This is a genomic window from Kribbella sp. NBC_01484, from assembly GCF_036227145.1.
Taxonomy (GTDB): Bacteria; Actinomycetota; Actinomycetes; order Propionibacteriales; family Kribbellaceae; genus Kribbella.
In genome coordinates this window covers 5,709,828-5,728,979 of the sequence record NZ_CP109437.1, presented here as the reverse complement: position 1 = coordinate 5,728,979, position 19,152 = coordinate 5,709,828, and the positions used below count along the sequence as shown (strand labels likewise).

Sequence of the window (19,152 nt, the reverse complement as noted above, 5' to 3'; positions counted from 1 at the left end):
TGCGAGGGGATTGCGATCAACACACGGAGTTGCCTGGCATATTCGGGCTGTAGTCGGCATGATGGCTTCTCATGGTCATGATGACGGGGTCGCTCGCTGTTCGGGGCACGGTGGTCTGGTTGACGCCCCAGCAGGGCGGCCGAGTGTCCGGGCCGCCTGAGCCGGATTACGACTACGACTACACAGCCACCGCGTACCTGCCACCGCGGGCGGCCGAGGACGGTCAGGCAGGGATCGCGCTGCGCCGGTTCGCGCCGGGCGCCTGGCGGACGCAAGCCGAGGGCATTCTCGTGCCGGCCAAGGGAAATCGGGCCCAGCAGGTGATTCCCGGCTGCCTGGTGGTGATCACGGAGGGAGTTCGCCCGGTCGGCCTGCTCACGGTCGAGGAAGTGCACGCCCTGGCCCCCGACGGCACGCCGATCATCCCGGCCGTGGAAGAGCCGCCGATCCAGACCCTCACACAGCCGTCTGCGGGCGAGCCGCCGTACCGGCACTCCACGGCCGCATCCCGGTGGACCTCGCAACACGCCTCGGACGACGCACCACCGCAGCCCGCCAACGTCTGACCGCCCGCCGTTGCAGGTCGTCGGCAATGGGCTACCGGATCGCGGCCTCGCCCCGGCAGCCCGTGCGGATCATCGAGATCCTGGTGGGCTGATCAGTCGGCGAACTGGTTCAGCACCGCGAACTTGCCTGTCGCGCCCACGTGGACCGGCATTTCGCTGGCGTCGTACGCGTTCAGCTGGCTTCCGCACGGGACAACATCAGGGGAGAACCTCGCAGCTGCACCCTTCACCCCACCGCATACAGGTGTGAAGGGATCAGATCAGGGGTGAACCCCGCACGTGCCGCCGGGGCCGGCTTCGGGGAGGTGGTCACTCCGGATCATCTTCCCCACCTTGCTTGACGCGGCACCAGCTCTAGAGGACAGGGAGCAGCTTGTTCAGCTCGAAGGGGGTGACCTGGCGGCGGTAGTCCTGCCATTCGGCGCGCTTGTTGCGGAGGAAGAAGTCGAAGACGTGCTCGCCGAGGGTTTCGGCGACCAGTTCGCTGTCCTCCATCGCCTGGATGGCTTCGGCGAGACTGCTCGGGAGCGGTTTGATGCCGAGGGCCTTGCGTTCGCGGGCGGTCAGCGACCAGACGTCGTCCTCGGCCTCACGCGGCAGCTCGTACCCCTCCTCGATGCCCTTGAGCCCGGCCGCCAGCATCAGCGCGAAGGCGAGGTACGGGTTCGCCGCGGAGTCGAGCGAGCGGAACTCGACCCGGCTCGACTGGCCTTTGTGCGGCTTGTACATCGGCACCCGGACCAGCGCGGACCGGTTGTTGTGCCCCCAGGAGATGAACGACGGCGCCTCGTCACCGACCGCGAGCCGCTTGTACGAGTTCACCCACTGGTTCGTCACCGCGGTGATCTCGGCCGCGTGGTGCAGCAGGCCGGCGATGAACGCACGCCCGGTCTTGGACAGCTGGTACTGCGCGCCGCCCTCGAAGAACGCATTCCGGTCACCCTCGAACAGCGACATGTGGGTGTGCATGCCGGACCCGGGCTGGTCGCTCAGCGGCTTCGGCATGAAGGACGCGTAGATGCCCTGCGACAGCGCGACCTCCTTCACCACCACCCGGAACGTCATGATGTTGTCCGCGGTCGACAGTGCGTCGGCGTACCGCAGGTCGATCTCCTGCTGACCCGGCCCGCCCTCGTGGTGACTGAACTCGACCGAGATGCCCATCGACTCGAGCATCGTGATCGCCTCACGGCGGAAGTCGTTCCCGATCCCCTGCGGCGTGTGGTCGAAGTACCCGGACGAGTCGACCGGCTCCGGCGTCGTCCCGGGCGCGCCGACGAGCGACTTGAACAGGTAGAACTCGATCTCGGGGTGCGTGTAGAAGGTGAACCCGAGGTCGGCCGCCTTCGACAACGTCCGCTTCAGCACGTGCCGCGGGTCGGCGAACGACGCGGACCCGTCCGGCATGTTGATGTCGCAGAACATCCGCGCGGTGCCCATCGTCTCGCCCCGCCAGGGCAGGATCTGGAACGTCGACGGGTCCGGCTTGGCCAGCATGTCCGCCTCGGTCACCCGGGCGAACCCTTCGATCGCGGATCCGTCGAAGCCGATCCCTTCGGCGAACGCGCCCTCCAGCTCGGCCGGCGCCACCGCCACCGACTTCAGGAACCCGAGCACGTCGGTGAACCAGAGCCGCACGAAGCGTACGTCGCGCTCCTCCAGCGCGCGCAGCACGAACTCCTGCTGCTTGTCCATCAGTCCACCTCCAGATGTGAAGCCCGCACACAGTGTGCCCCGGCTCTGTTAAGCAGACGTTACGTGCTGCGGGCGACATCCACCCCGTCAGGGCCTAGCGTGTTCCCTTGTGCAGACGATCTTCGGCGCCGGGTACCAGGTGGCGCTGATCGTGGCCGCACTGCTGTGCCTGAGTGACCTGCTGCTCAGCACGGCCCGATTCGTCCAGTCGATCCGGAAGAAGCGGCCCGCCGAGCGCGACGTCCTCGGCCGGCGCTGGCTGCCGGTCCCGGAGCTCGGGTTCGGCATGTTCGCGTTCTGCTGCCCCGGCCTGGTCACGCTCGGGCTGACCCACCACGAGGCCGACAACCTGCCGACCAAGCAGATCCTGCTCGCCGCACTGGTCTTCGGGTACGCCGGGGCCGTGCTGTCCCGGGTCGTCCGGACACCGGGTCCCGGCGGCCGCCGGTTCCGGCTACGCGCCGGCCTGCTCCTTGGCCTCCCGGCTCTCTTCGGCCTGGTCTTCGGGCTCTCCGCCTTCTGACGCCCGCCGCCGCTGGAACCACGGCACCACCCGCTCGAGCGGCGCGAACGCGAGCCAGCAGACCACGGTCGGCAGGAAGTGGATCAGCAGGATCGCCGTGTTCGCCGCGTGGAACCCGAGGAAGAACAGGGCCCCGAGCAACTGCCACCGGCCCTTCAGGAACAGGATCACCGGCGAGAGGAACTCCGCGATGATGCCGACCCACTGCATCACGTGCAGCATCCATGGGTGATGCAGCAACCACTCCCCGACCGGGTGCGGCCGCCGTACGATCGCCCAGGTCAGGATCGCGCTGTTCGGCCACGCGAGCGTCCACCCGGCACCACGGAGCTTGGCGATCGAGGACAGGAAGTAGGTCGCGATCACCGAGATCTGGACGCACTTGATCGCCCAGCCGGCGGCCTCGGATCTGGTCTGATCGCCGTACGACGCTCGGCCGCGGCGGCCGGCCTTCACGGTCGGGAGGACCCAGAGGGCGACCACCAAGGCAAGGTGGTCGTGGTCGACCTTGCCGTCGCTCATCCCGATCAACACCCACCACGTGAACGCGGGCGCCACGATCCAGCCCGCGATCCGCGGGAAGTAGTTGGTCGCGCCGACCAGGCAGGCCACGATCAGGACGACGTACAGGGCGGTCGTGTTGGCGACCGACGGCTTGGGCAGATCGAGCATGCGCGCGAGCAGCAACGGCTGGTACAGGCCGGGATGCTCGCCCTTGTCGCGGGTGTCGCGGACGAACGCGTGCATGTCGAGGATGACGAACAGATAGAAGACCGTCCGCAGCCACGCGACCCGGGCGAGGGCGATCTTCGGCGTGAACCAGTCGGCGACCCGGCCGGCCGTGGTCCGCCCGGCGGTCTCGGAGGTGCTCACTTGCGCACCTCCCAGGTGGCGAGGACCTCGGAGGTCGGCGGGCCCTCGACCCGGCCCTTGACCAACTGGGTGGTGTCCCGGATCAGTTCGAGCTTCACGTACTTCGGCTTGTCCGGATGCTTGCGCGCCCACCCGTCCGCGACCTGCTGCAGCAGCGAGGGGTCCTTGACGATCTCGCCGGTCCGGGCCTCGATCTCGGCCCGGGCGACGCCGGCGCCCTCGATGTTCAGCGGTACATCGACCGTCGTACCGGCATCGGTGAGCGCGCTGATCCGGGTGAACGTGATCGCGGCGTCGTCGGCGACCGATCCGGCGTACTGCGACATCGGGCCGAACGGCCAGGCGTCGTCGGAGGCCCGCACCGAACCGTTGATCAGCAGGCCGATCCCGGCCAGGGCGACTGCCACCCGTACGCCCTTGCCGATCCGGCCCAGCCGGACGTCCCCCGCCCGTACACCTTCTGTCACGCCCGTCATTAGACCATCCCCGGTTTCGAGGGGTCACTGGTAGGGAATTTTCTGAAGTATGACCGCCCCAGAAAATTTCCAACGTGCCCGGATGTCCCGGCGTACTCTGCTGCGCGGCGCTGCCGCCGGCGGCGTACTGATCGGCGGCGTCGCCCTCCCGACCACAGCAGCCCAGGCGGCCCCCGCGCCACGCTGCTACACGCGCACGGAATGGTCCGCGCGTCCGCCCAAGTCCGCCACCTCCGTGATCGGCGCGCCCGACCACATCGTCATCCACCACACCGCGAGCCCGAACGTCACCGACTACTCGCTGGCGGCGGCGTACAAGGTCCAGCACTGGATCCAGGACCTGCACATGGACACCAACGGCTGGATCGACATCGGCAACCAGCTGACGATCAGCCGCGGCGGGTTCCTGATGGAGGGCCGGAGCAAGTCGCTGTCCTCGATCAACAACGGGCAGAACGTGCTCGGCGCCCAGACGGCGAACAACAACAGCCACACGATCGGTATCGAGCATGAGGGCATCTATGTCACCGAGAACGTGCCGACCGCGCTGTTCGACATGTCGGTGCTGACGTGCGCCTGGCTGTGCACGAAGTACGGCCTCGATCCGCACGCGGCGATCGTCGGGCACCGGGACTACAACACGACGCAGTGCCCCGGTGACGTCTTCTACGCCAGGCTGCCCGAGCTGCGCGACCGGGTGGCTGCGGTCGTCCTCGGCTGATAAGTGATGCGACGGATCAGGAGCTCGAACGGTCCGCGATAGCCGACACGTCGCATCCGGTCGGCCATCACCACGGTCGCCAGCCAGGTCGCGACGGCGAGCAATGCCGTCGTGGTTGGGGTGAGCGTGCGCGACAGGTCGAGCAGGTACGGCGTGAAGACGACAGCCCACACCACGGACTGGGACAGATAACAGGTCAGCGAACGCTGGCCGACCGCGGCGATCGCCAGGGTGATCGGACCTTGGCGATCGTTCAGCCGCAGCGCGATCAGGACGATCAAGGCGGCGTACCCGAAACCGCCGAAGACACCGGACGCGTCGTGCAGCGGACCGAGAATACTCAGCGCGTGGTCGCTCGGCTGGTCGATCACTCCACCGACGACCAGCGACACCGGCAGGGCGCCGGCCACCGCGATGGTGAGGCCGACGACCGCGGTCGTGGTCAGCAGGGTGAGGTGCTCGGCGGGACGCTCGAGGATGCGCCGCCGGCCGGCCCAGAGCCCGATCAGGAACGGGGTGACGAACCCGATCCATCCGAGCCCGGCGATGAACGGCTGCACGACGATCCGGTCGCCGAACTGGCCGAGGAAGTCCGGCGGCAGCATCGAGGGATCCGCCGCGTCGGAGGCGGTCGCCATCGAGTCGTCAGTCGGGAGCGCGGTGAGCACGAGCACGAATGCGGCCACGATGAACAGCCAGCGGTCCTTCCAGCGCAGCGCCCAGACGCCGACGAAGAGGAGTACGCCGTACGCCGCGAGGATGTCGCCGATGTAGAGCAGCATCGCGTGCAGGAACCCGAGCACCACCAACACCAGACTCCGCCGCCACAGCAGCTTGCGGATCCCCCACCACTCGGTCCCCGCATCCCGCTGCCGCCGCACGATCTGCGCCACGCCGTACCCGAACAACACCCCGAACATCGGAAACGCCCGCCCATCCACGAACGTCGAGATCCCCATCCCCACGACCCCGGCCTCGACCGGAAACCCCCCGAACACGCGCTCGCCGTAGATGAAGTAATGCGAGTTGGCCAACGCAATGAACAACAACATGAACCCCCGAGCCAAGTCCGGCCCCAACGCCCGCTCACTCAACCCGGTCGGTCCACCCTGAACGCTCATACCAGCGAGTCAAAGCCGCGCGGCCCCGCTCTCGCATCCGCCGAAAGTCCCCGGGCGGCGAACCTTGGTCGCCAGTGCCGCGTCATTAACCGGCTCTTCTGCTGGATGTGTGGGCGAAGTGAGCGAGGTCGGCTGATGTGCAAGCTCGACAGGACGTGTCGGTCCGGGGGTGGTGGTCGGGCAAGGGATGCACGCTTGGCCCGGGCGGCCCGGGGCGGATACCTCCTAATGAGAGTTACCGGGTCGCCGTCGGGCAGACTCGGGGCTGGTAAGCCGCCGGTGGGTGAGCACTTGTACCTCCTGGACCGTTTGAGTCCTGTCGACAGATCGTGCCCCTGCCGGTGACCGGGAGATTTGATCGCTGATGGGATGTCGTGCCCGGCCCTTGGTGTGGTTGGGGGGCGTGAGCACTGCTTCATTAGGTCGCTGATGGTTCTCCCGACCGGCTTGCTGGTGGTGTGGATGGCGTCGAGAGTGTGGGAGATCGGTGTTGAGGTTCTTTGTGGGAGATGACTGGGCCGAGGCGCATCACGATGTGGAGGTGATGGACCCGGCGGGGCGGGTGCTGGCCAAGGCGCGGTTGCCCGAGGGGGTGGCGGGGATGGCGCGGTTGCATGCGCTGGTGGCCGAGCAGTTCGGTGCGGCTGATCCTGACGAGGTCGAGGTGGTGGTCGGGATCGAGACCGATCGGGGCCCGTGGGTGGCCGCGCTGGTGGCCGCGGGGTACCTGGTGTTCGCGGTGAACCCGTTGCAGGCCTCGCAGTACCGCAAACGGCACGCGGTGTCGGGTGCCAAGAGCGACGCGGCCGACGCGCATGTGCTGGCCGACATGGTCCGCACCGACTCCCACCAGCTGCGCCCGGTGGCCGGTGACAGCGCCGAGGCCGAGGCGATCAAGGTCGTCACCCGGATGCACAAGACCCTGATCTGGGAACGGACCCGGACCACGCAGCGGTTGCGGCACGCGCTGCGCGAGTACTTCCCGGCCGCGCTGGAAGCCTTCGAGGACCTGGACGCCGCCGACACCCTCGAGCTGCTGACCAAGGCCCCCGACCCGGCCGCGGCGGCCCGGCTGACCACCGCCCAGATCACCGCGGCGCTGAAACGGGCCCGTCGCCGCAGCATCGCCGACAAGGCCGCGGCGATCCAGGCGGCGCTGCGCGCCGAGCACCTCGGCCAGCCCGCCGTGGTCACCGCCGCCTACGCCGCCTCGACCCGCGCACTGGTCGCGGTCCTGGCCGTCCTCAACGAGCAGGTCACCGGCCTGCAAGGGCAGGTGGAGGCCCATTTTGGCCGGCACCCGGCCGCTGAGATCATCTTGTCCCAGCCCGGGCTGGGACCGATCCTCGGCGCCCGGGTGCTCGCAGAATTCGGCGACGACCCCGACCGCTACGCATCGGCCAAAGCCCGCAAGAACTACGCCGCGACCAGCCCGATCACCCGCGCCTCGGGCAAGAAGAAAGTCGCCCTGGCCCGCCACGTCCACAACGACCGGCTCATCGACGCCCTCATGAGCCAAGCCTTCGCCGCACTCAACGCCTCGCCCGGAGCCCGCGCCTACTACGACAAACAACGAGCCCGCGGAGCCGACCACAACCCCGCCCTACGCCAACTCGCCAACCGACTCGTCGGCATCCTCCACGGCTGCCTCAAAACCAACACCCACTACAACGAAACAACCGCCTGGACCCACCCCACCCAAACCCTCGCAGCTTGACACCCAAACTCCTGGGATGTCTGTCGACCTTGCACACCCGCCGACCCGCCCACGACCGGAACGCGTTGCGTACCTCAGGATCTGATGCCTGCCTGGACGATGTGCACTTCGCCCACGCATCCAGCAGGAGAGCCCCATAACCGTTGGGCAATCCACCGGACCGCGCCGACCACTGCACCGGCCACGCCGACATCCCGCAGCGCCGCCGCCCACACCATCGCGATCGGTCACTTTGTGCACGAGATCCGCACGGCGACTGCCTCGGCGTACGCATCTGGTGCACAAAGTCGCCCCGTGACCGGCGAGCGGAGTGGGGGAGAATTTCTGCCCGATTCGGGACCTGATTCGGGAGGGAAAGCCTCCCCGGTCCAGAGGAACCAGGGACGACGACAGAGGCGACCTTCAGGTGCGTCGCTAGATTCGTCGGCATGGGAAGCGTCATCGCGTTCACCGGGTTGCCCGGCACCGGAAAGTCGACCCTGGCCGAGGCCCTCGCTACCGAGACCGGCGTTCCCGCGTTCGCCGGCGACTGGTTGCTGGGAGCGCTCAAGCCGCACGGCGTGCTGACCGGGCTCAGCCGGCCGACCTTCCTCGCGATGTACTACGACCTCCTGGAGACGTTGATCAAACGACAACTGATGCTCGGACAGTCCGCGATCGTGGACGGTCTCATCGACGATCTGGTCGCGGAGCGCTGGCAGAAGACGGCGGCGGAGTACGACGCTCGGCTCGACGTGATCATGTGCCTTTGTACTGACGAGGTGGAGCATCGACGGCGGCTGCAGGGCCGCACGCGGGGCATCCCCGGATGGCACGAGGTCGGCTGGGATCACGTTGAGCGGATGCGCGTGGAGTTCCCGGTCCTGACCCATGAACACCTGACCGTGGACGCGCTGGATCCGGTCGACGGGAACCTGCGACTCGTCCGCAAGTACATCTCACGTGGGTAAGAGCCGGGGGAACCAGTAATGTGCTCCCGTGCCTCAGCTTCGGGTAGCTCTTGCTCAGCTCAATGTGACCGTGGGTGACATTGACGGGAACGCGGACAAGATCGTCGCGTGGACCCGTAACGCTGTCGAGCGCGGTGCCCACGTCGTGGCCTTCCCGGAGCTCGGGCTGACCGGCTACCCGGTGGAGGACCTGGCGCTGCGGGCGTCGTTCGTGGACGCGTCGCAGGCGCGGATCCACGACCTCGCCCAGCGGCTGGCCGACGAAGGGCTCGGCGACATCGTGGTGGTCTGCGGCTACCTCGACCGCGCCGGCGGTACGGCGATGGGCATCGACCGGCTCGGCCGCCCCAAGGGCTCGCCGACGAACTCGGCCGCGGTGATCCACCAGGGCCGGGTCGTGACCAGCGCGGTCAAGCACCACCTGCCGAACTACGGCGTCTTCGACGAGTTCCGGCACTTCGTCCCCGGCAACACCCTGCAGGTGATCCGGATCCACGGCATCGACGTCGCCCTGGTCATCTGCGAGGACCTCTGGCAGGACGGCGGCCCGGTCGCCGTGACCAAGGCCGCCGGCGCCGGTCTGCTGCTCGTCGTCAACAGCTCGCCGTACGAGGCGAACAAGGACGACGTCCGCGGTGACCTGGTCCGCCGCCGCGCCCGCGAGGCCGGCTGCTCGCTCGCCTATGTCAACCTGGTCGGCGGCCAGGACGAGCTGGTCTTCGACGGCGACTCGCTGATCGCCGACGCCGAGGGCAGCGTCTTCGCCCGCGCCCCGCAGTTCGAGCAGGGCAGCATGGTCGTCGACCTCGATCTCCCGGCCGCATCAGGTACGCCGTCCGGCACGCACGAAGGCATCGAGATCGTCCACACCGTCCTCCACGAGGACGCCCTCGAGCCGTACGAGCCGATGGACTCGGCCGTCGCGCCGCGGCTGTCCGACGAGGCCGAGATGTACGGCGCGATCGTCACCGGCCTGCGCGACTACGTCCAGAAGAACGGCTTCAAGTCCGTCCTGCTCGGCCTCTCGGGCGGCATCGACTCGTCGCTGGTCGCGGCGATCGCGTGTGATGCGATCGGCCCCGAGCACGTGTTCGGCATCTCCAACCCGAGCGTCTACTCCAGTGACCACTCCAAGGACGATGCCGCCGACCTCGCGGCCCGCACCGGCTTGAACTACCGCGTCGTACCGATCCAGCCGATGGTGCAGCCGTTCCTCGACACGCTGGGCCTGACCGGCCTGGCCGAGGAGAACCTGCAGGCCCGGGTCCGGGCGGTCGTCTGGATGGGCCTGTCGAACGCCGACGGCCACCTTGTGCTTGCCTGCGGCAACAAATCCGAGCTGTCCGTCGGCTACTCGACCATCTACGGCGACGCGGTCGGCGGTTACGCACCGCTCAAGGACGTCCCGAAGACGCTGGTCTGGCGGCTGGCGAAGTGGCGGAACCAAGACGCGATAGACCGCGGCCAGCAGCCGCCGATCCCGGCGAACTCGATCGCCAAGCCGCCGTCGGCCGAGTTGCGCCCGGGACAGCAGGACACCGACTCACTGCCGCCGTACGATCTGCTCGACGACATGCTGGACGACTACGTCGAGCAGGACCGTGGCAGTGCCGAGCTGGTCGCCGCCGGGTTCGACACCGAGCTGGTCACGAAGGTGATCCAGCTGGTCGACCGGGCGGAGTACAAGCGCCGGCAGTATCCACCGGGCCCGAAGATCACCCACAAGGCTTTCGGCCGGGACCGGCGACTGCCGATCACGAACGCATGGCGTGAGGACGCAAGGAAGGCAGCCGAGCACTGAGCGACTCCTGGCGGTACCGCCCATCCACCGACACCCCGTGGGGCACCCCTGAGGAGCCCACCGGCCGTTCCGGCCTGCCCGCTGACGACCGCGGCGGTCGGGCGGGGAGGGAATTCACCGATGTGAGCGATCGCTCACCCACAGGCGGTGGCGCTCACCCTCCGCAACGGTGGGACGATGAAGGCATGGTTGACAACTTCCTGTCGGCCGGTACCCCGGGTGACGACGAGGAGCTGCCGTCGCCGTACGGGACCGGACCGAAGAACCGGACAACCGAGGAGCACCGCCGCTCGGACTACGACAACGACACCTGGCGGGACCGGCCCAACGGGCTCGGCCTCGACCCGTCACCGTCCCTGCCGAACGCGCCACGGTCGTACGAGCGCGGCCCGGTGCCGCAGCAGCCGTACGTCCCCAAGCCGCCGTACCTGCCCGCCGCACCGCCACCACCGTCGCAGCAACCCCAGCAGCGGCAGTACGGCGACCACCCGCCGAGTCGGCCGTACGGCGATCAGCCGCAGAGCCGACCGCAGGCCGACCAGCCGCACCGGCCGGAGTACTACGCCGAGCGTGAGCAGTCGGCTGCTGACGAGCCGACGTACGGACAGCCGGCGTACCCGGAGCAGAACCCGTTCCGGCCGCAGCAAACGCCGGCCCAGCCGACGCCGCCGCCATCACAGGGCCGCCCGAGTCCGTTCGGACCGGGCAGCAACGGCACATCGCCGAGCCGCCAGCCGCAGCCGCCGGCCGGACCGCCGGCGCAGCAGCGCCCGCCGGCACCGCCGCAGTCGAGCAATGGCGTGACGCAGCGGCCCGCCGCACCGCACAGCTCGAACGGCAGCACCAACTGGAGCAGTCCGGCCCCGACGCCGAGTCCTGCTCCGCCACAGACCCCTGCCCAGAGCAACGGACACGCCAATGGGCCGAGCAACAACGGGGTGACCCCGCAGCAGCCGTCGAACCCGGCGCCGCAGCCGCAGACACCACCACCTGCTCCAGCTCAGAACCAAGCGCCGCAGCCGCCGCAGCCGCAGCAACCGCGACCTGCCGCGCCCGCCACTCCCCCGCCGAACTACCCGGTGGACACTCCGACGATCACGGCGTACGTGCCGGAGGCGATCGAGTCCTACCAGCAGGAGCCGGGACAGAAGCAGGACAACGGCTACCTGTCGGATCCGAGCGCGGAGTACGAGAGCAACACGCCGGTCAGCGAGGAGCCCAAGCGGCTCGGCGCTCGGCGGCGTGCGGACGTCCAGCAGGACGCTCCGAGCCAGGTCGCGAACGAGCCCGGCGCATCACACCGCGCGGCACGCCGGGCCCAGGCGACGGCGAGCAATGCGCCGTCCGAGCTCGGCGGTTCGCCCGCGCCCGGCGGTTCCCCCTCATCGGCGGAGAACAAGCCGGCCGGTGGCAATGGTCCGGGTGAGGGCAGCAAGCGGCCGCGGCGCTACCGCGTCCACCACCTGCGCGACATGAAGAACCATGGCGAGAAGTGGGCCATGTTGACGGCGTACGACCAGTACACCGCCGAGATCTTCGACCAGGCAGGCATTCCGGTGCTGCTGGTCGGTGACTCCGCCGCTAACAACGTGTTCGGGTACGACACCACTCTGCGCGTCACCGTCGATGAGCTGATCCCGCTGGCGCGGGCTGTCGCGGGTGCGGTCGAGCGGGCGCTCGTCGTCGCCGACCTGCCGTTCGGTTCGTACCAGGCGTCACCCGAGCAGGCCTTCCACACCGCCGTCCGGTTCATGAAGGAAGCCGGCGTACATGCGGTGAAGCTCGAAGGCGGCCGGAACATAGTGCCGATGGTGGAGAAGCTGACGCAGTCCGGCATCCCCGTGATGGCGCACATCGGCTTCACGCCGCAGAGCGAGCACAGCATCGGCGGCTACCGGGTCCAGGGTCGTGGCGACCAGGCGGCCGGGCTGATCGACGACGCGGTCGCGCTGGCCGAGGCGGGCGCGTTCTCCGTCGTACTGGAGATGGTGCCGGGCGACGTCGCCGCGGAGATCACCAAGCGCGTCTCGATCCCGACCATCGGCATCGGCGCCGGCCGCGACACGGACGCCCAGGTCCTGGTCTGGCAGGACATGGCCGGTCTCCGCTCAGGCACGATGCCCCGCTTCGTCAAGCGGTACGCCGACTTACGCGGCATCCTCACCTCCGCAGCCACCACCTACGCCGCCGAAGTAGCCTCCGGCACCTTCCCCGCCGACGAACACACCTTCTAGCCCAGGCGGCAGACGACGACGTCGGCGGCGTCCGAGGTCTGCAGGCTGAGCACGTCGAAGCCTGCCGATGTGAGCTCGGCGCGGAGTGCGTCGGCCGTCAGGTGTCTTCGGTGGGGGATATGCCAGCGGCCGTCGATCTCGACGACCTGATCGGCAACCGTGCCGGCTGGGACCTCGCGGTAGTACATGCCGGTAGATGCGTCGTAGCTGAAGCCAGGCTCAGCCTGGCGTCCCGGCGCATGCAGTGCCGTCGAGATGATGTAGTAGCCGCTCGGCTTCAGGCGTGCGCGGACGGCCTCGAAGACAGCGGCGCGATCTTCGTCAATGACGATGGATTGCAGGCAGAAGCTGTCGAGGACGAGGTCGTAGCGGCTTGTCACCGGTTCGGATGCGAGGGCACAGATGTCCGCCACGCTGAAGTCGACCTGCACGCCCCGCTCCTCGGCCATCCGTCGCGCGAGCGTGATCGCGTCGGGGATGAGATCCATCGCGTCCACTTGGAAGCCACGAGCGGCGAGGTAGCAGGCCGCGGGACCGGTGCCACAGCCGTACTCGAGCACACTGGTCGCAGTCGCTGCCGGAAGATCGAGGCGGGGAATGATCCGCTCGAGGAACGCGCGGTTCTGGAAGTTGTCATAGGTCCAGGCGCCGCTCTGGTCGAACAGGTCGTTCCACTGGGTGTACCCGAGCTCTTCGATCTTCCGGTAGGCGGACTCATGCTCAGCTTGGTAATAGCGCATGCCGATCTCCTTAGCGGGCCAGGTCGAGGGCTTCGAGGGCGGCGAGGGCCTGGGCCTTCGCTCGCGGGCGGGAGGGGGCGGGGTCGAGGCCGAGCAGGCGGCGGCGGTGCGGTTCGCCGAGCAGTAGACCGAAGAGGTGCTCGGCGGTGACCGCATCACCGTCGAGCAGTTCCGTGAGTACGTCGAGGTAGCGGCTCGGGCCGTTCGCGTAGAACGCCGACGCGAGTTCGGGGAACTGCCGGGCCTCCGCGATCACCAGTCGGTGCAGGTCGATCGCTTCGTCCGAGTGCAGCGTGGTCACCAGCCGGGCCGCGACCTGCTCGAGACTGTCGGGTTCCGCCGACGGCAGGACCTGGGTGTTCAACCTGGCCACGACCGCGGCGAAGACCTCCGCCTTGTCACCGACATAGGTGTAGATCGTGCGCTTGGTCACCTGGGCCTCGGTGGCCAAGCGGTCCAGCGGCACCCCGCCGTACCCGTGGGCGAGGAACAGCCGGACCGCGGCGTCGAGGATGTCCTCGCGCCGCCGCTCCCGCTCCGCACCCGTCGGCCGGCCGAGCTTGCGCCGTTCCTGCTGGCTCACGTGATCTCTCACCTCATAAGAATGATACTATTCAGTGTCATTATCCGTCGTTCCGCCTGAAGGACAGACGATGTCCCCTGACGTTGCTACATCCCGGAGTCGCTCCCGGCGCCGCACCACGCCGCCGGACGTCCTGCTGGAGTACTACCGGGAGATGTTGTTCATCCGCCGCTTCGAGGAGCGCGCCGCCCGCGCGTACACCGAGGCCGAGATCGGCGGCTACTGCCATCTCAACCTGGGCGAGGAGGCGACCGTCGTCGGGCTGATGCGCGCGCTCGCCCCGGACGACTACCTGTTCACCAACTACCGCGAGCACGGCTACGCGCTGGGCCGCGGGATCGAGCCCGGCCGGGTGATGGCCGAGCTCTACGGCCGCAGCGACGGCGTCTCCAAGGGCTGGGGCGGGTCGATGCACCTGTTCGACCTCGAGACGCGATTGCTCGGCGGCTACGGCATCGTCGGCGGCCAGTTGCCACTCGCCACCGGCGCCGCGCTCGCGATCGCCTACCGCGGCGGCCCGGAGGTGGTTATGTGCCACATGGGCGACGGTACGACGAACACCGGCGCCTTCCACGAGTCACTCAACCTCGCCGCCCTGTGGCAGCTGCCGATCGTCTACGTGGTCGTGAACAACCAGCTCGGGATGGGTACGACGGTGGAGAAGTCGTCGGGCGAACCCGAGCTGTACAAGCGCGGCTCGTCGTACCGGATCAAGGGCGAGCGGGTCGACGGCAACGACGTGGTCGCGGTCCGGGCCGCGGCCGAGCGGGCGATCGCGGCGGCCCGGAAGGGGCGGCCGATGCTGCTCGAGACGGTCAGCTCGCGCTTGCGCGGTCACTCGGTGGTGGACCCGGCTGCGTACCGGACGAAGGAGGAGACGGCTGCTCTCCGGGCGGCGGATCCACTGTTCGCGCTGGCGGACGATCTGCGGGCGTCCGGCGTACTGACGGAGGTCCTGGCCAAGGAGATCGAGGCGGACACGGTGGCGCGGGTGGCGGCTGCGGTCCGGTTCGCCGAGGCGAGCCCGCCGCCGGACATCGGGACGCTGTTCGACTACAACTACGCGACGCCGGCCGCCAACGACTCTCGCCGGCTGCCTGCTCAGCCGCTGTTCACGGCGGTGAAGGCGTGACCGAGATGACGTACCGGCAGGCATTGCGGGACACGTTGCGGGCGGAGATGCTGCGCGACGAGAACGTGTTCCTGATCGGTGAGGAGATCGGGATCTTCGAGGGTTCGTACAAGATCACCGCGGGACTGCTGGCCGAGTTCGGCGAACAGCGGGTGCGCGACACCCCGATCTCGGAGGAGGGCTTCACCGGGGCGGCTATCGGCGCGGCGATGCTCGGGCTGCGGCCGGTGGTCGAGCTGATGACGATCAACTTCTCGCTGCTGGCCCTGGACCAGATCGTCAATCACGCGGCGAAGATCCACGGCATGTTCGGGGGCCAGTGCCGGGTGCCACTGGTGATCCGCACTCCGGGTGGCGGCGGCCAGCAGCTTGGCGCCACTCACTCGCAGAACATCGAGCTGTACTACGCGTTCGTGCCCGGGCTGAAGGTCGTTGCCCCGAGCAACCCTGCAGACGCGAAGGCATTGCTGCTGGCCGCGATCCGCGACGACGACCCGGTGCTCTTCCTGGAGAACCTCGCGCTCTACAACACCCGCGGCGAGGTGCCGGACCACGACGAGCCGGCCGAGATCGGCCGCGCCGCGATCACCCGGCCAGGGACGGACATCACCGTGATCGGGTACTCGCGGATGGCCGCGGTCGGATTGCAGGTCGCCGAGGAACTCGCCCGTACCGAGGGCATCGACTGCGAGGTGATCGACCTGCGCAGCCTGCGGCCGCTCGACCGTCCGACGGTGGTGGAGTCGGTACGACGTACGCACGCGGCGGTGGTGTTGGAGGACGACTGGCTGACGTACGGCATCGGCGCCGAGATCGCGGCGACGATCTCCGACGGGGCGTTCGATCAGTTGGATGCGCCGGTCCGGCGGGTGGCGATGGCGGAGGTGCCGCTGCCCTACGCGAAGAGCCTGGAGACTGCGGCATTGCCGTCCGCGGATGACGCCGCGACGGCGATCCGGGAGACGTTGTCGGCCGTCGGCCGGTTGCGCCGAGAGGAAGCACGATGAGCGAGATCCTGATGCCGCGACTGTCGGACACGATGGAGTCCGGCGTGATCGCGACCTGGCACAAACATCCCGGCGACGAGGTCCAGCCGGGCGACATCCTGGCCGAGATCGAGACCGACAAGGCGGTGATGGAGTACGAGGTGTACGAGCCCGGCACCCTCACTTCTGTCCTGATCGAGGAGGGCGCCGAGGCCGCGATCGGTACTCCCATCGCCATCCTCACCACGGCGGAGGACGCGACAGCCGCTGTGCCCGCGGAACAGGACGACGGCGCAGGTGCCGCTGATCGGCCGCTGGCGTCGCCGTTGGCTCGGCGGGACGCGAGCGAGCACGGTGTCGATCTGCGGCGAGTGATCGGCTCCGGCCCGGGTGGCCGCATCATCCGCGCCGACGTCCTCGCAGCCGCAGCCGGCACGGCGCCAACACCGGCGCCGACCGCAACCGTGCCACCGTCCACGGCAGCTCTCGCGGCCTCCACGCCACGGCCCCCGGCAGCAAACCCTGCGGCGTCCACAGCACCCGGCCCCGCGAACAATGCGGGGTCCACAACACCCAGCCCCGCGAACAATGCGGCGTCCGCTGCACCCGGCCCGGCGGACCGCGCGACGGCCACGGCCCCGGCACCTCCGGCGGCGTCCGGTCCATCGACCCCTGCGCCCCACGCTTCCCCACTGTCTGCAGCTTCATCCCCTGTCTCCGTGGTTGAGCCGTTGGGGTTGTTGCGGCGGACGAGTGGCAGACGGTTGGCGGAGAGCGCTCGGGAGATCCCGCACTTCACGTTGACGGCGGTGGCCGACGTGGAGGATCTGGTAGCACTGCGACTCGAACTCAACCAGCGCCTGCAACAGGCCGGCCGGCAGAAGATCAGCGTCAACGATCTCATCGTCCGCGCCTGTGCGTTGACGCTTCGGGACCACCCGGACGTGAACTCGTCCCTCGTGGACGACGGACTGCTCAGGCACCCCGACATCAACATCGGCGTCGCGGTCGCCACCGCCGAAGGTCTGCTGGTCCCGGTGATCCGGAACGCGGACCGGCGAAGCGTGAGCGACATCGCCGCGGCGAGCACCGACCTCGCCGTACGGGCGCGGGAGCGACGGCTCCGGCCGGAAGAGATGACCGGCGCGACGTTCACCGTCAGCAATCTCGGCATGCTCGGGATCGAGGAATTCACCGCGATCATCAACCCGCCCGAGGCCGCGATCCTCGCCGTCGGCGCGGTCTGCCGCGACCCGGTCGTCCTCGACGACGGCACGATCGGTCCCCGGACCCGCGTCCGGTACACCCTGTCCGCCGACCACCGGATCCTCGACGGCGCGACCGGCGCCCGCTACCTCGCCGACCTCACCGAACTGCTGCAGAACCCGTGGCTCATCACCATCTGAGCACGGCCTAGATCCAAGGCAGGGCGGAGCGTTCGGTCCAGTACTCCTCGGGTTGCTGGACGAACTCGGTCAGAGGGCCGTCAGTGCGGTAGGCGAGGTTGCTCTCGAGTTGTTCGGCGGTGATGGCGCCGCTGAGCACGATGTCGGCCCACGGCTGCTGTACGGCGGCTCCGATGGCCAGCGCGTCGGGCGCGATGCCGTGCTGACGGGCGAACTCGTTGAACGGCGTCTCACCGGCCCTCGCCGTCAGACGGCCGTTGGCGACAACTTCCTTCACCACCACGAACCAGCCGGCGTCGTGCGCCTCGGCCAGCGCTTTCCCTGCTGAGGTCTCCAGCACGTTCCAGGTCGCCTGCACCGCCGTGAACGGTCCCCCGAGATCGACCGCCTTGCGCAGCGTCTCCGCCTGCTGCGGTCCGCTCGTCGACAATCCGACGCGTACGCCGTCGTCCGCGAGTTGCCGCAGTCGATCAAGCAACTGTTTGTCGCCGAGTGCGGGGCTGTCCGCCGTGAGGCTGTGCACGAGGTAGTAGTCGGGCGGTCCACCAAGCGCTCGAAGTGTCTCCGGCCACTGCCGCTCGAAGGTCGCGAGGGTGTGGTCCTTCACCTCATGGGTGTCGACGTCGTTCCGCCAGTCGGCGACGTAGGTGTAGCCCCACTTCGAGCCGATGGTCAGCTCCGGACGGCGCTCCGGCGTCAGCCACTCACCGAGGAACTTCTCCGCAAGACCGTACGAACGCGCGGCGTCGAAGTACCGAACACCTGCCTGCCAGGCCTGCTCGAGCAACTGGTGCGTGCGCTGCCGAAGATCCTCGACCGCCCGCCCCGGCGGGAGATCCTCGTCATGTCCGAGGTTGATGTACCCAGGTCGCCCGAGTGCCGCCAGTCCGAGGCCGATGCTTGCCATGCATCTGATCCTAGGTGTCTGCGGCAACTAGTGTGAGACGCGCCGCATCGGACGGCGCGGAACCGCCTGTGTCGTCTAGCGTTTTGTTGTGTGAGCGAATCCCGATTGCCACCGCCCGGCACCGTCGTACGGCGTACGACGGCGCGCGTGCTGCCCGTCCGGCCGGACGGCAAGGTGTTGCTGCTGCACGGCTGGGATCCGCTGAAGCCACAGACGCCGTACTGGTTCACCATCGGTGGTGGCGTGGAGGCCGGCGAGACGATCGCGCAGGCGGCCAGCCGGGAGCTGCTCGAAGAGGTCGGCATCCGGATGCCGGTCGACGCGCTCGGCGCGCCGGTGGCGACGAACACGATCGAGTTCGAGTGGGGCGGGTGCCCGATCATCCAGCACCAGACGTTCTTCGCGGTCGCGGTGGACGGCGTCGACGTGACGTTCGCCAACCAGGAGGAGCTCGAGCTGCAGACGATCAGCGCACACGGCTGGTGGTACGGCGACGACCTCGAGGCGACCGGCCAGGCCGCGCACGTCACCATCCCCGGTCTGCTCCGTCAGGCCGCCGACGCGATCACCCTGCGCCGCGCGTCCTGAGTCACCCCTCTCCCGATCAACGCTGCCGGGCTTGTTTGAGCACTTGTCCGTGCAGCACTTCTTCTTCGCGGTCATCGATGGCACGCAGCGACTGTAGGTGAGGCATACCTAACGGTCTAGCTGAGACGGCAGC

General features: G+C 68.7%; 18 protein-coding genes. 11 read left to right on the top strand and 7 right to left on the bottom strand.

Annotated features, from left to right (window positions below):
• The first annotated feature begins 71 nt into the window (after positions 1-71).
• The gene (locus tag OG555_RS28120; RefSeq protein ID WP_329475548.1) at positions 72-566 is read left to right on the top strand and encodes a hypothetical protein; all 495 of its coding nucleotides are present in this window, start codon (positions 72-74) and stop codon (positions 564-566) included.
• 354 nt (positions 567-920) lie between these two features.
• Here OG555_RS28120 and glnA read toward each other — a convergent pair whose 3' ends face one another.
• Positions 921-2,261 carry a type I glutamate--ammonia ligase gene (glnA, locus tag OG555_RS28115; protein WP_328522078.1) on the bottom strand — a complete coding sequence of 447 codons (1,341 nt, stop codon included), beginning with the start codon at positions 2,259-2,261 and terminating at the stop codon, positions 921-923.
• Between the two features lie 109 nt (positions 2,262-2,370).
• Here glnA and OG555_RS28110 point away from each other — a divergent pair, with 109 nt between their 5' ends.
• On the top strand, positions 2,371-2,784 hold the full coding sequence (locus tag OG555_RS28110) for a hypothetical protein (protein WP_329475547.1): 414 nt from the start codon (positions 2,371-2,373) through the stop codon (positions 2,782-2,784).
• On the opposite strand, the gene OG555_RS28105 is transcribed toward OG555_RS28110, so the two are convergent.
• Together OG555_RS28105 and OG555_RS28100 are read right to left on the bottom strand one after the other, a co-directional pair.
• A complete protein-coding gene (locus OG555_RS28105; protein ID WP_329475546.1) occupies positions 2,716-3,657 on the bottom strand; it encodes an HTTM domain-containing protein in 942 nt (313 codons plus the stop codon). The two genes, OG555_RS28110 and OG555_RS28105, sit on opposite strands and share 69 nt — an antisense overlap.
• On the bottom strand, positions 3,654-4,124 hold the full coding sequence (locus OG555_RS28100) for a hypothetical protein (RefSeq protein WP_405065641.1): 471 nt from the start codon (positions 4,122-4,124) through the stop codon (positions 3,654-3,656). The genes OG555_RS28105 and OG555_RS28100 overlap by 4 nt, the downstream gene beginning before the upstream one ends.
• A 91-nt stretch (positions 4,125-4,215) precedes the next feature.
• Between OG555_RS28100 and OG555_RS28095 the strand changes: the two genes are divergently transcribed.
• Positions 4,216-4,854 carry a peptidoglycan recognition protein family protein gene (locus OG555_RS28095; RefSeq protein ID WP_329475544.1) on the top strand — a complete coding sequence of 213 codons (639 nt, stop codon included), beginning with the start codon at positions 4,216-4,218 and terminating at the stop codon, positions 4,852-4,854.
• Here the strand turns inward: OG555_RS28095 and OG555_RS28090 are convergent.
• Complete coding sequence (locus tag OG555_RS28090; RefSeq protein WP_329475543.1) at positions 4,800-5,975, bottom strand: DUF418 domain-containing protein; 1,176 nt, start codon at positions 5,973-5,975, stop codon at positions 4,800-4,802. The genes OG555_RS28095 and OG555_RS28090 overlap by 55 nt on opposite strands.
• A gap of 544 nt (positions 5,976-6,519) precedes the next feature.
• On the opposite strand from OG555_RS28090, the gene OG555_RS28085 reads away from it, so the two are divergent.
• The 4 genes from OG555_RS28085 to panB all read left to right on the top strand — a co-directional run bounded on the left by OG555_RS28085 (position 6,520) and on the right by panB (position 12,677).
• On the top strand, positions 6,520-7,692 hold the full coding sequence (locus OG555_RS28085) for an IS110 family transposase (RefSeq protein WP_329484886.1): 1,173 nt from the start codon (positions 6,520-6,522) through the stop codon (positions 7,690-7,692).
• Between the two features lie 428 nt (positions 7,693-8,120).
• Positions 8,121-8,642, top strand: a complete 522-nt coding sequence (locus OG555_RS28080) for an AAA family ATPase (protein WP_329475542.1) — start codon at positions 8,121-8,123, stop codon at positions 8,640-8,642.
• A gap of 70 nt (positions 8,643-8,712) precedes the next feature.
• Positions 8,713-10,443: an NAD+ synthase gene (locus tag OG555_RS28075; protein ID WP_329475541.1), complete on the top strand. Its 1,731-nt coding sequence runs from the start codon at positions 8,713-8,715 to the stop codon at positions 10,441-10,443.
• A 185-nt stretch (positions 10,444-10,628) separates the two neighbouring features.
• The gene (gene panB / locus OG555_RS28070; protein ID WP_329475540.1) at positions 10,629-12,677 is read left to right on the top strand and encodes a 3-methyl-2-oxobutanoate hydroxymethyltransferase; all 2,049 of its coding nucleotides are present in this window, start codon (positions 10,629-10,631) and stop codon (positions 12,675-12,677) included.
• Here the strand turns inward: panB and OG555_RS28065 are convergent.
• A complete protein-coding gene (locus OG555_RS28065) occupies positions 12,674-13,417 on the bottom strand; it encodes a class I SAM-dependent methyltransferase (RefSeq protein ID WP_329475539.1) in 744 nt (247 codons plus the stop codon). The two genes, panB and OG555_RS28065, sit on opposite strands and share 4 nt — an antisense overlap.
• A gap of 10 nt (positions 13,418-13,427) precedes the next feature.
• Positions 13,428-14,012, bottom strand: coding sequence for a TetR/AcrR family transcriptional regulator (locus OG555_RS28060; RefSeq protein ID WP_329475538.1), 585 nt, complete (start codon positions 14,010-14,012; stop codon positions 13,428-13,430).
• A gap of 58 nt (positions 14,013-14,070) precedes the next feature.
• On the opposite strand from OG555_RS28060, the gene pdhA reads away from it, so the two are divergent.
• Genes pdhA through OG555_RS28045 form a run of 3 tightly spaced genes read left to right on the top strand, consistent with a single transcriptional unit; the run spans position 14,071 to position 17,524 of the window.
• A complete protein-coding gene (gene pdhA, locus OG555_RS28055; protein WP_329475537.1) occupies positions 14,071-15,132 on the top strand; it encodes a pyruvate dehydrogenase (acetyl-transferring) E1 component subunit alpha in 1,062 nt (353 codons plus the stop codon).
• A gap of 5 nt (positions 15,133-15,137) precedes the next feature.
• The gene (locus tag OG555_RS28050; protein WP_329484885.1) at positions 15,138-16,139 is read left to right on the top strand and encodes an alpha-ketoacid dehydrogenase subunit beta; all 1,002 of its coding nucleotides are present in this window, start codon (positions 15,138-15,140) and stop codon (positions 16,137-16,139) included.
• The gene (locus OG555_RS28045; protein WP_329475536.1) at positions 16,136-17,524 is read left to right on the top strand and encodes a dihydrolipoamide acetyltransferase family protein; all 1,389 of its coding nucleotides are present in this window, start codon (positions 16,136-16,138) and stop codon (positions 17,522-17,524) included. Before OG555_RS28050 ends, OG555_RS28045 begins: the two co-directional genes overlap by 4 nt.
• Positions 17,525-17,531: 7 nt before the next feature.
• Here OG555_RS28045 and OG555_RS28040 read toward each other — a convergent pair whose 3' ends face one another.
• A complete protein-coding gene (locus tag OG555_RS28040; RefSeq protein WP_329475535.1) occupies positions 17,532-18,431 on the bottom strand; it encodes an aldo/keto reductase in 900 nt (299 codons plus the stop codon).
• A gap of 90 nt (positions 18,432-18,521) precedes the next feature.
• Between OG555_RS28040 and OG555_RS28035 the strand changes: the two genes are divergently transcribed.
• On the top strand, positions 18,522-19,019 hold the full coding sequence (locus tag OG555_RS28035; protein ID WP_329475534.1) for an NUDIX hydrolase: 498 nt from the start codon (positions 18,522-18,524) through the stop codon (positions 19,017-19,019).
• Positions 19,020-19,152: the final 133 nt, after the last annotated feature.

Coding starts and splice junctions, on each gene's coding strand:
- OG555_RS28120 (WP_329475548.1), top strand. CDS start 72: ATGGTCATGATGACGGGGTCGCTCGCTGTTCGGGGCACGGTGGTCTGG.
- glnA (WP_328522078.1), bottom strand. CDS start 2,261: ATGGACAAGCAGCAGGAGTTCGTGCTGCGCGCGCTGGAGGAGCGCGAC.
- OG555_RS28095 (WP_329475544.1), top strand. CDS start 4,216: ATGTCCCGGCGTACTCTGCTGCGCGGCGCTGCCGCCGGCGGCGTACTG.
- OG555_RS28090 (WP_329475543.1), bottom strand. CDS start 5,975: ATGAGCGTTCAGGGTGGACCGACCGGGTTGAGTGAGCGGGCGTTGGGG.
- OG555_RS28085 (WP_329484886.1), top strand. CDS start 6,520: ATGGACCCGGCGGGGCGGGTGCTGGCCAAGGCGCGGTTGCCCGAGGGG.
- OG555_RS28080 (WP_329475542.1), top strand. CDS start 8,121: ATGGGAAGCGTCATCGCGTTCACCGGGTTGCCCGGCACCGGAAAGTCG.
- panB (WP_329475540.1), top strand. CDS start 10,629: ATGGTTGACAACTTCCTGTCGGCCGGTACCCCGGGTGACGACGAGGAG.
- OG555_RS28065 (WP_329475539.1), bottom strand. CDS start 13,417: ATGCGCTATTACCAAGCTGAGCATGAGTCCGCCTACCGGAAGATCGAA.
- pdhA (WP_329475537.1), top strand. CDS start 14,071: ATGTCCCCTGACGTTGCTACATCCCGGAGTCGCTCCCGGCGCCGCACC.
- OG555_RS28050 (WP_329484885.1), top strand. CDS start 15,138: ATGACGTACCGGCAGGCATTGCGGGACACGTTGCGGGCGGAGATGCTG.
- OG555_RS28045 (WP_329475536.1), top strand. CDS start 16,136: ATGAGCGAGATCCTGATGCCGCGACTGTCGGACACGATGGAGTCCGGC.
- OG555_RS28040 (WP_329475535.1), bottom strand. CDS start 18,431: ATGGCAAGCATCGGCCTCGGACTGGCGGCACTCGGGCGACCTGGGTAC.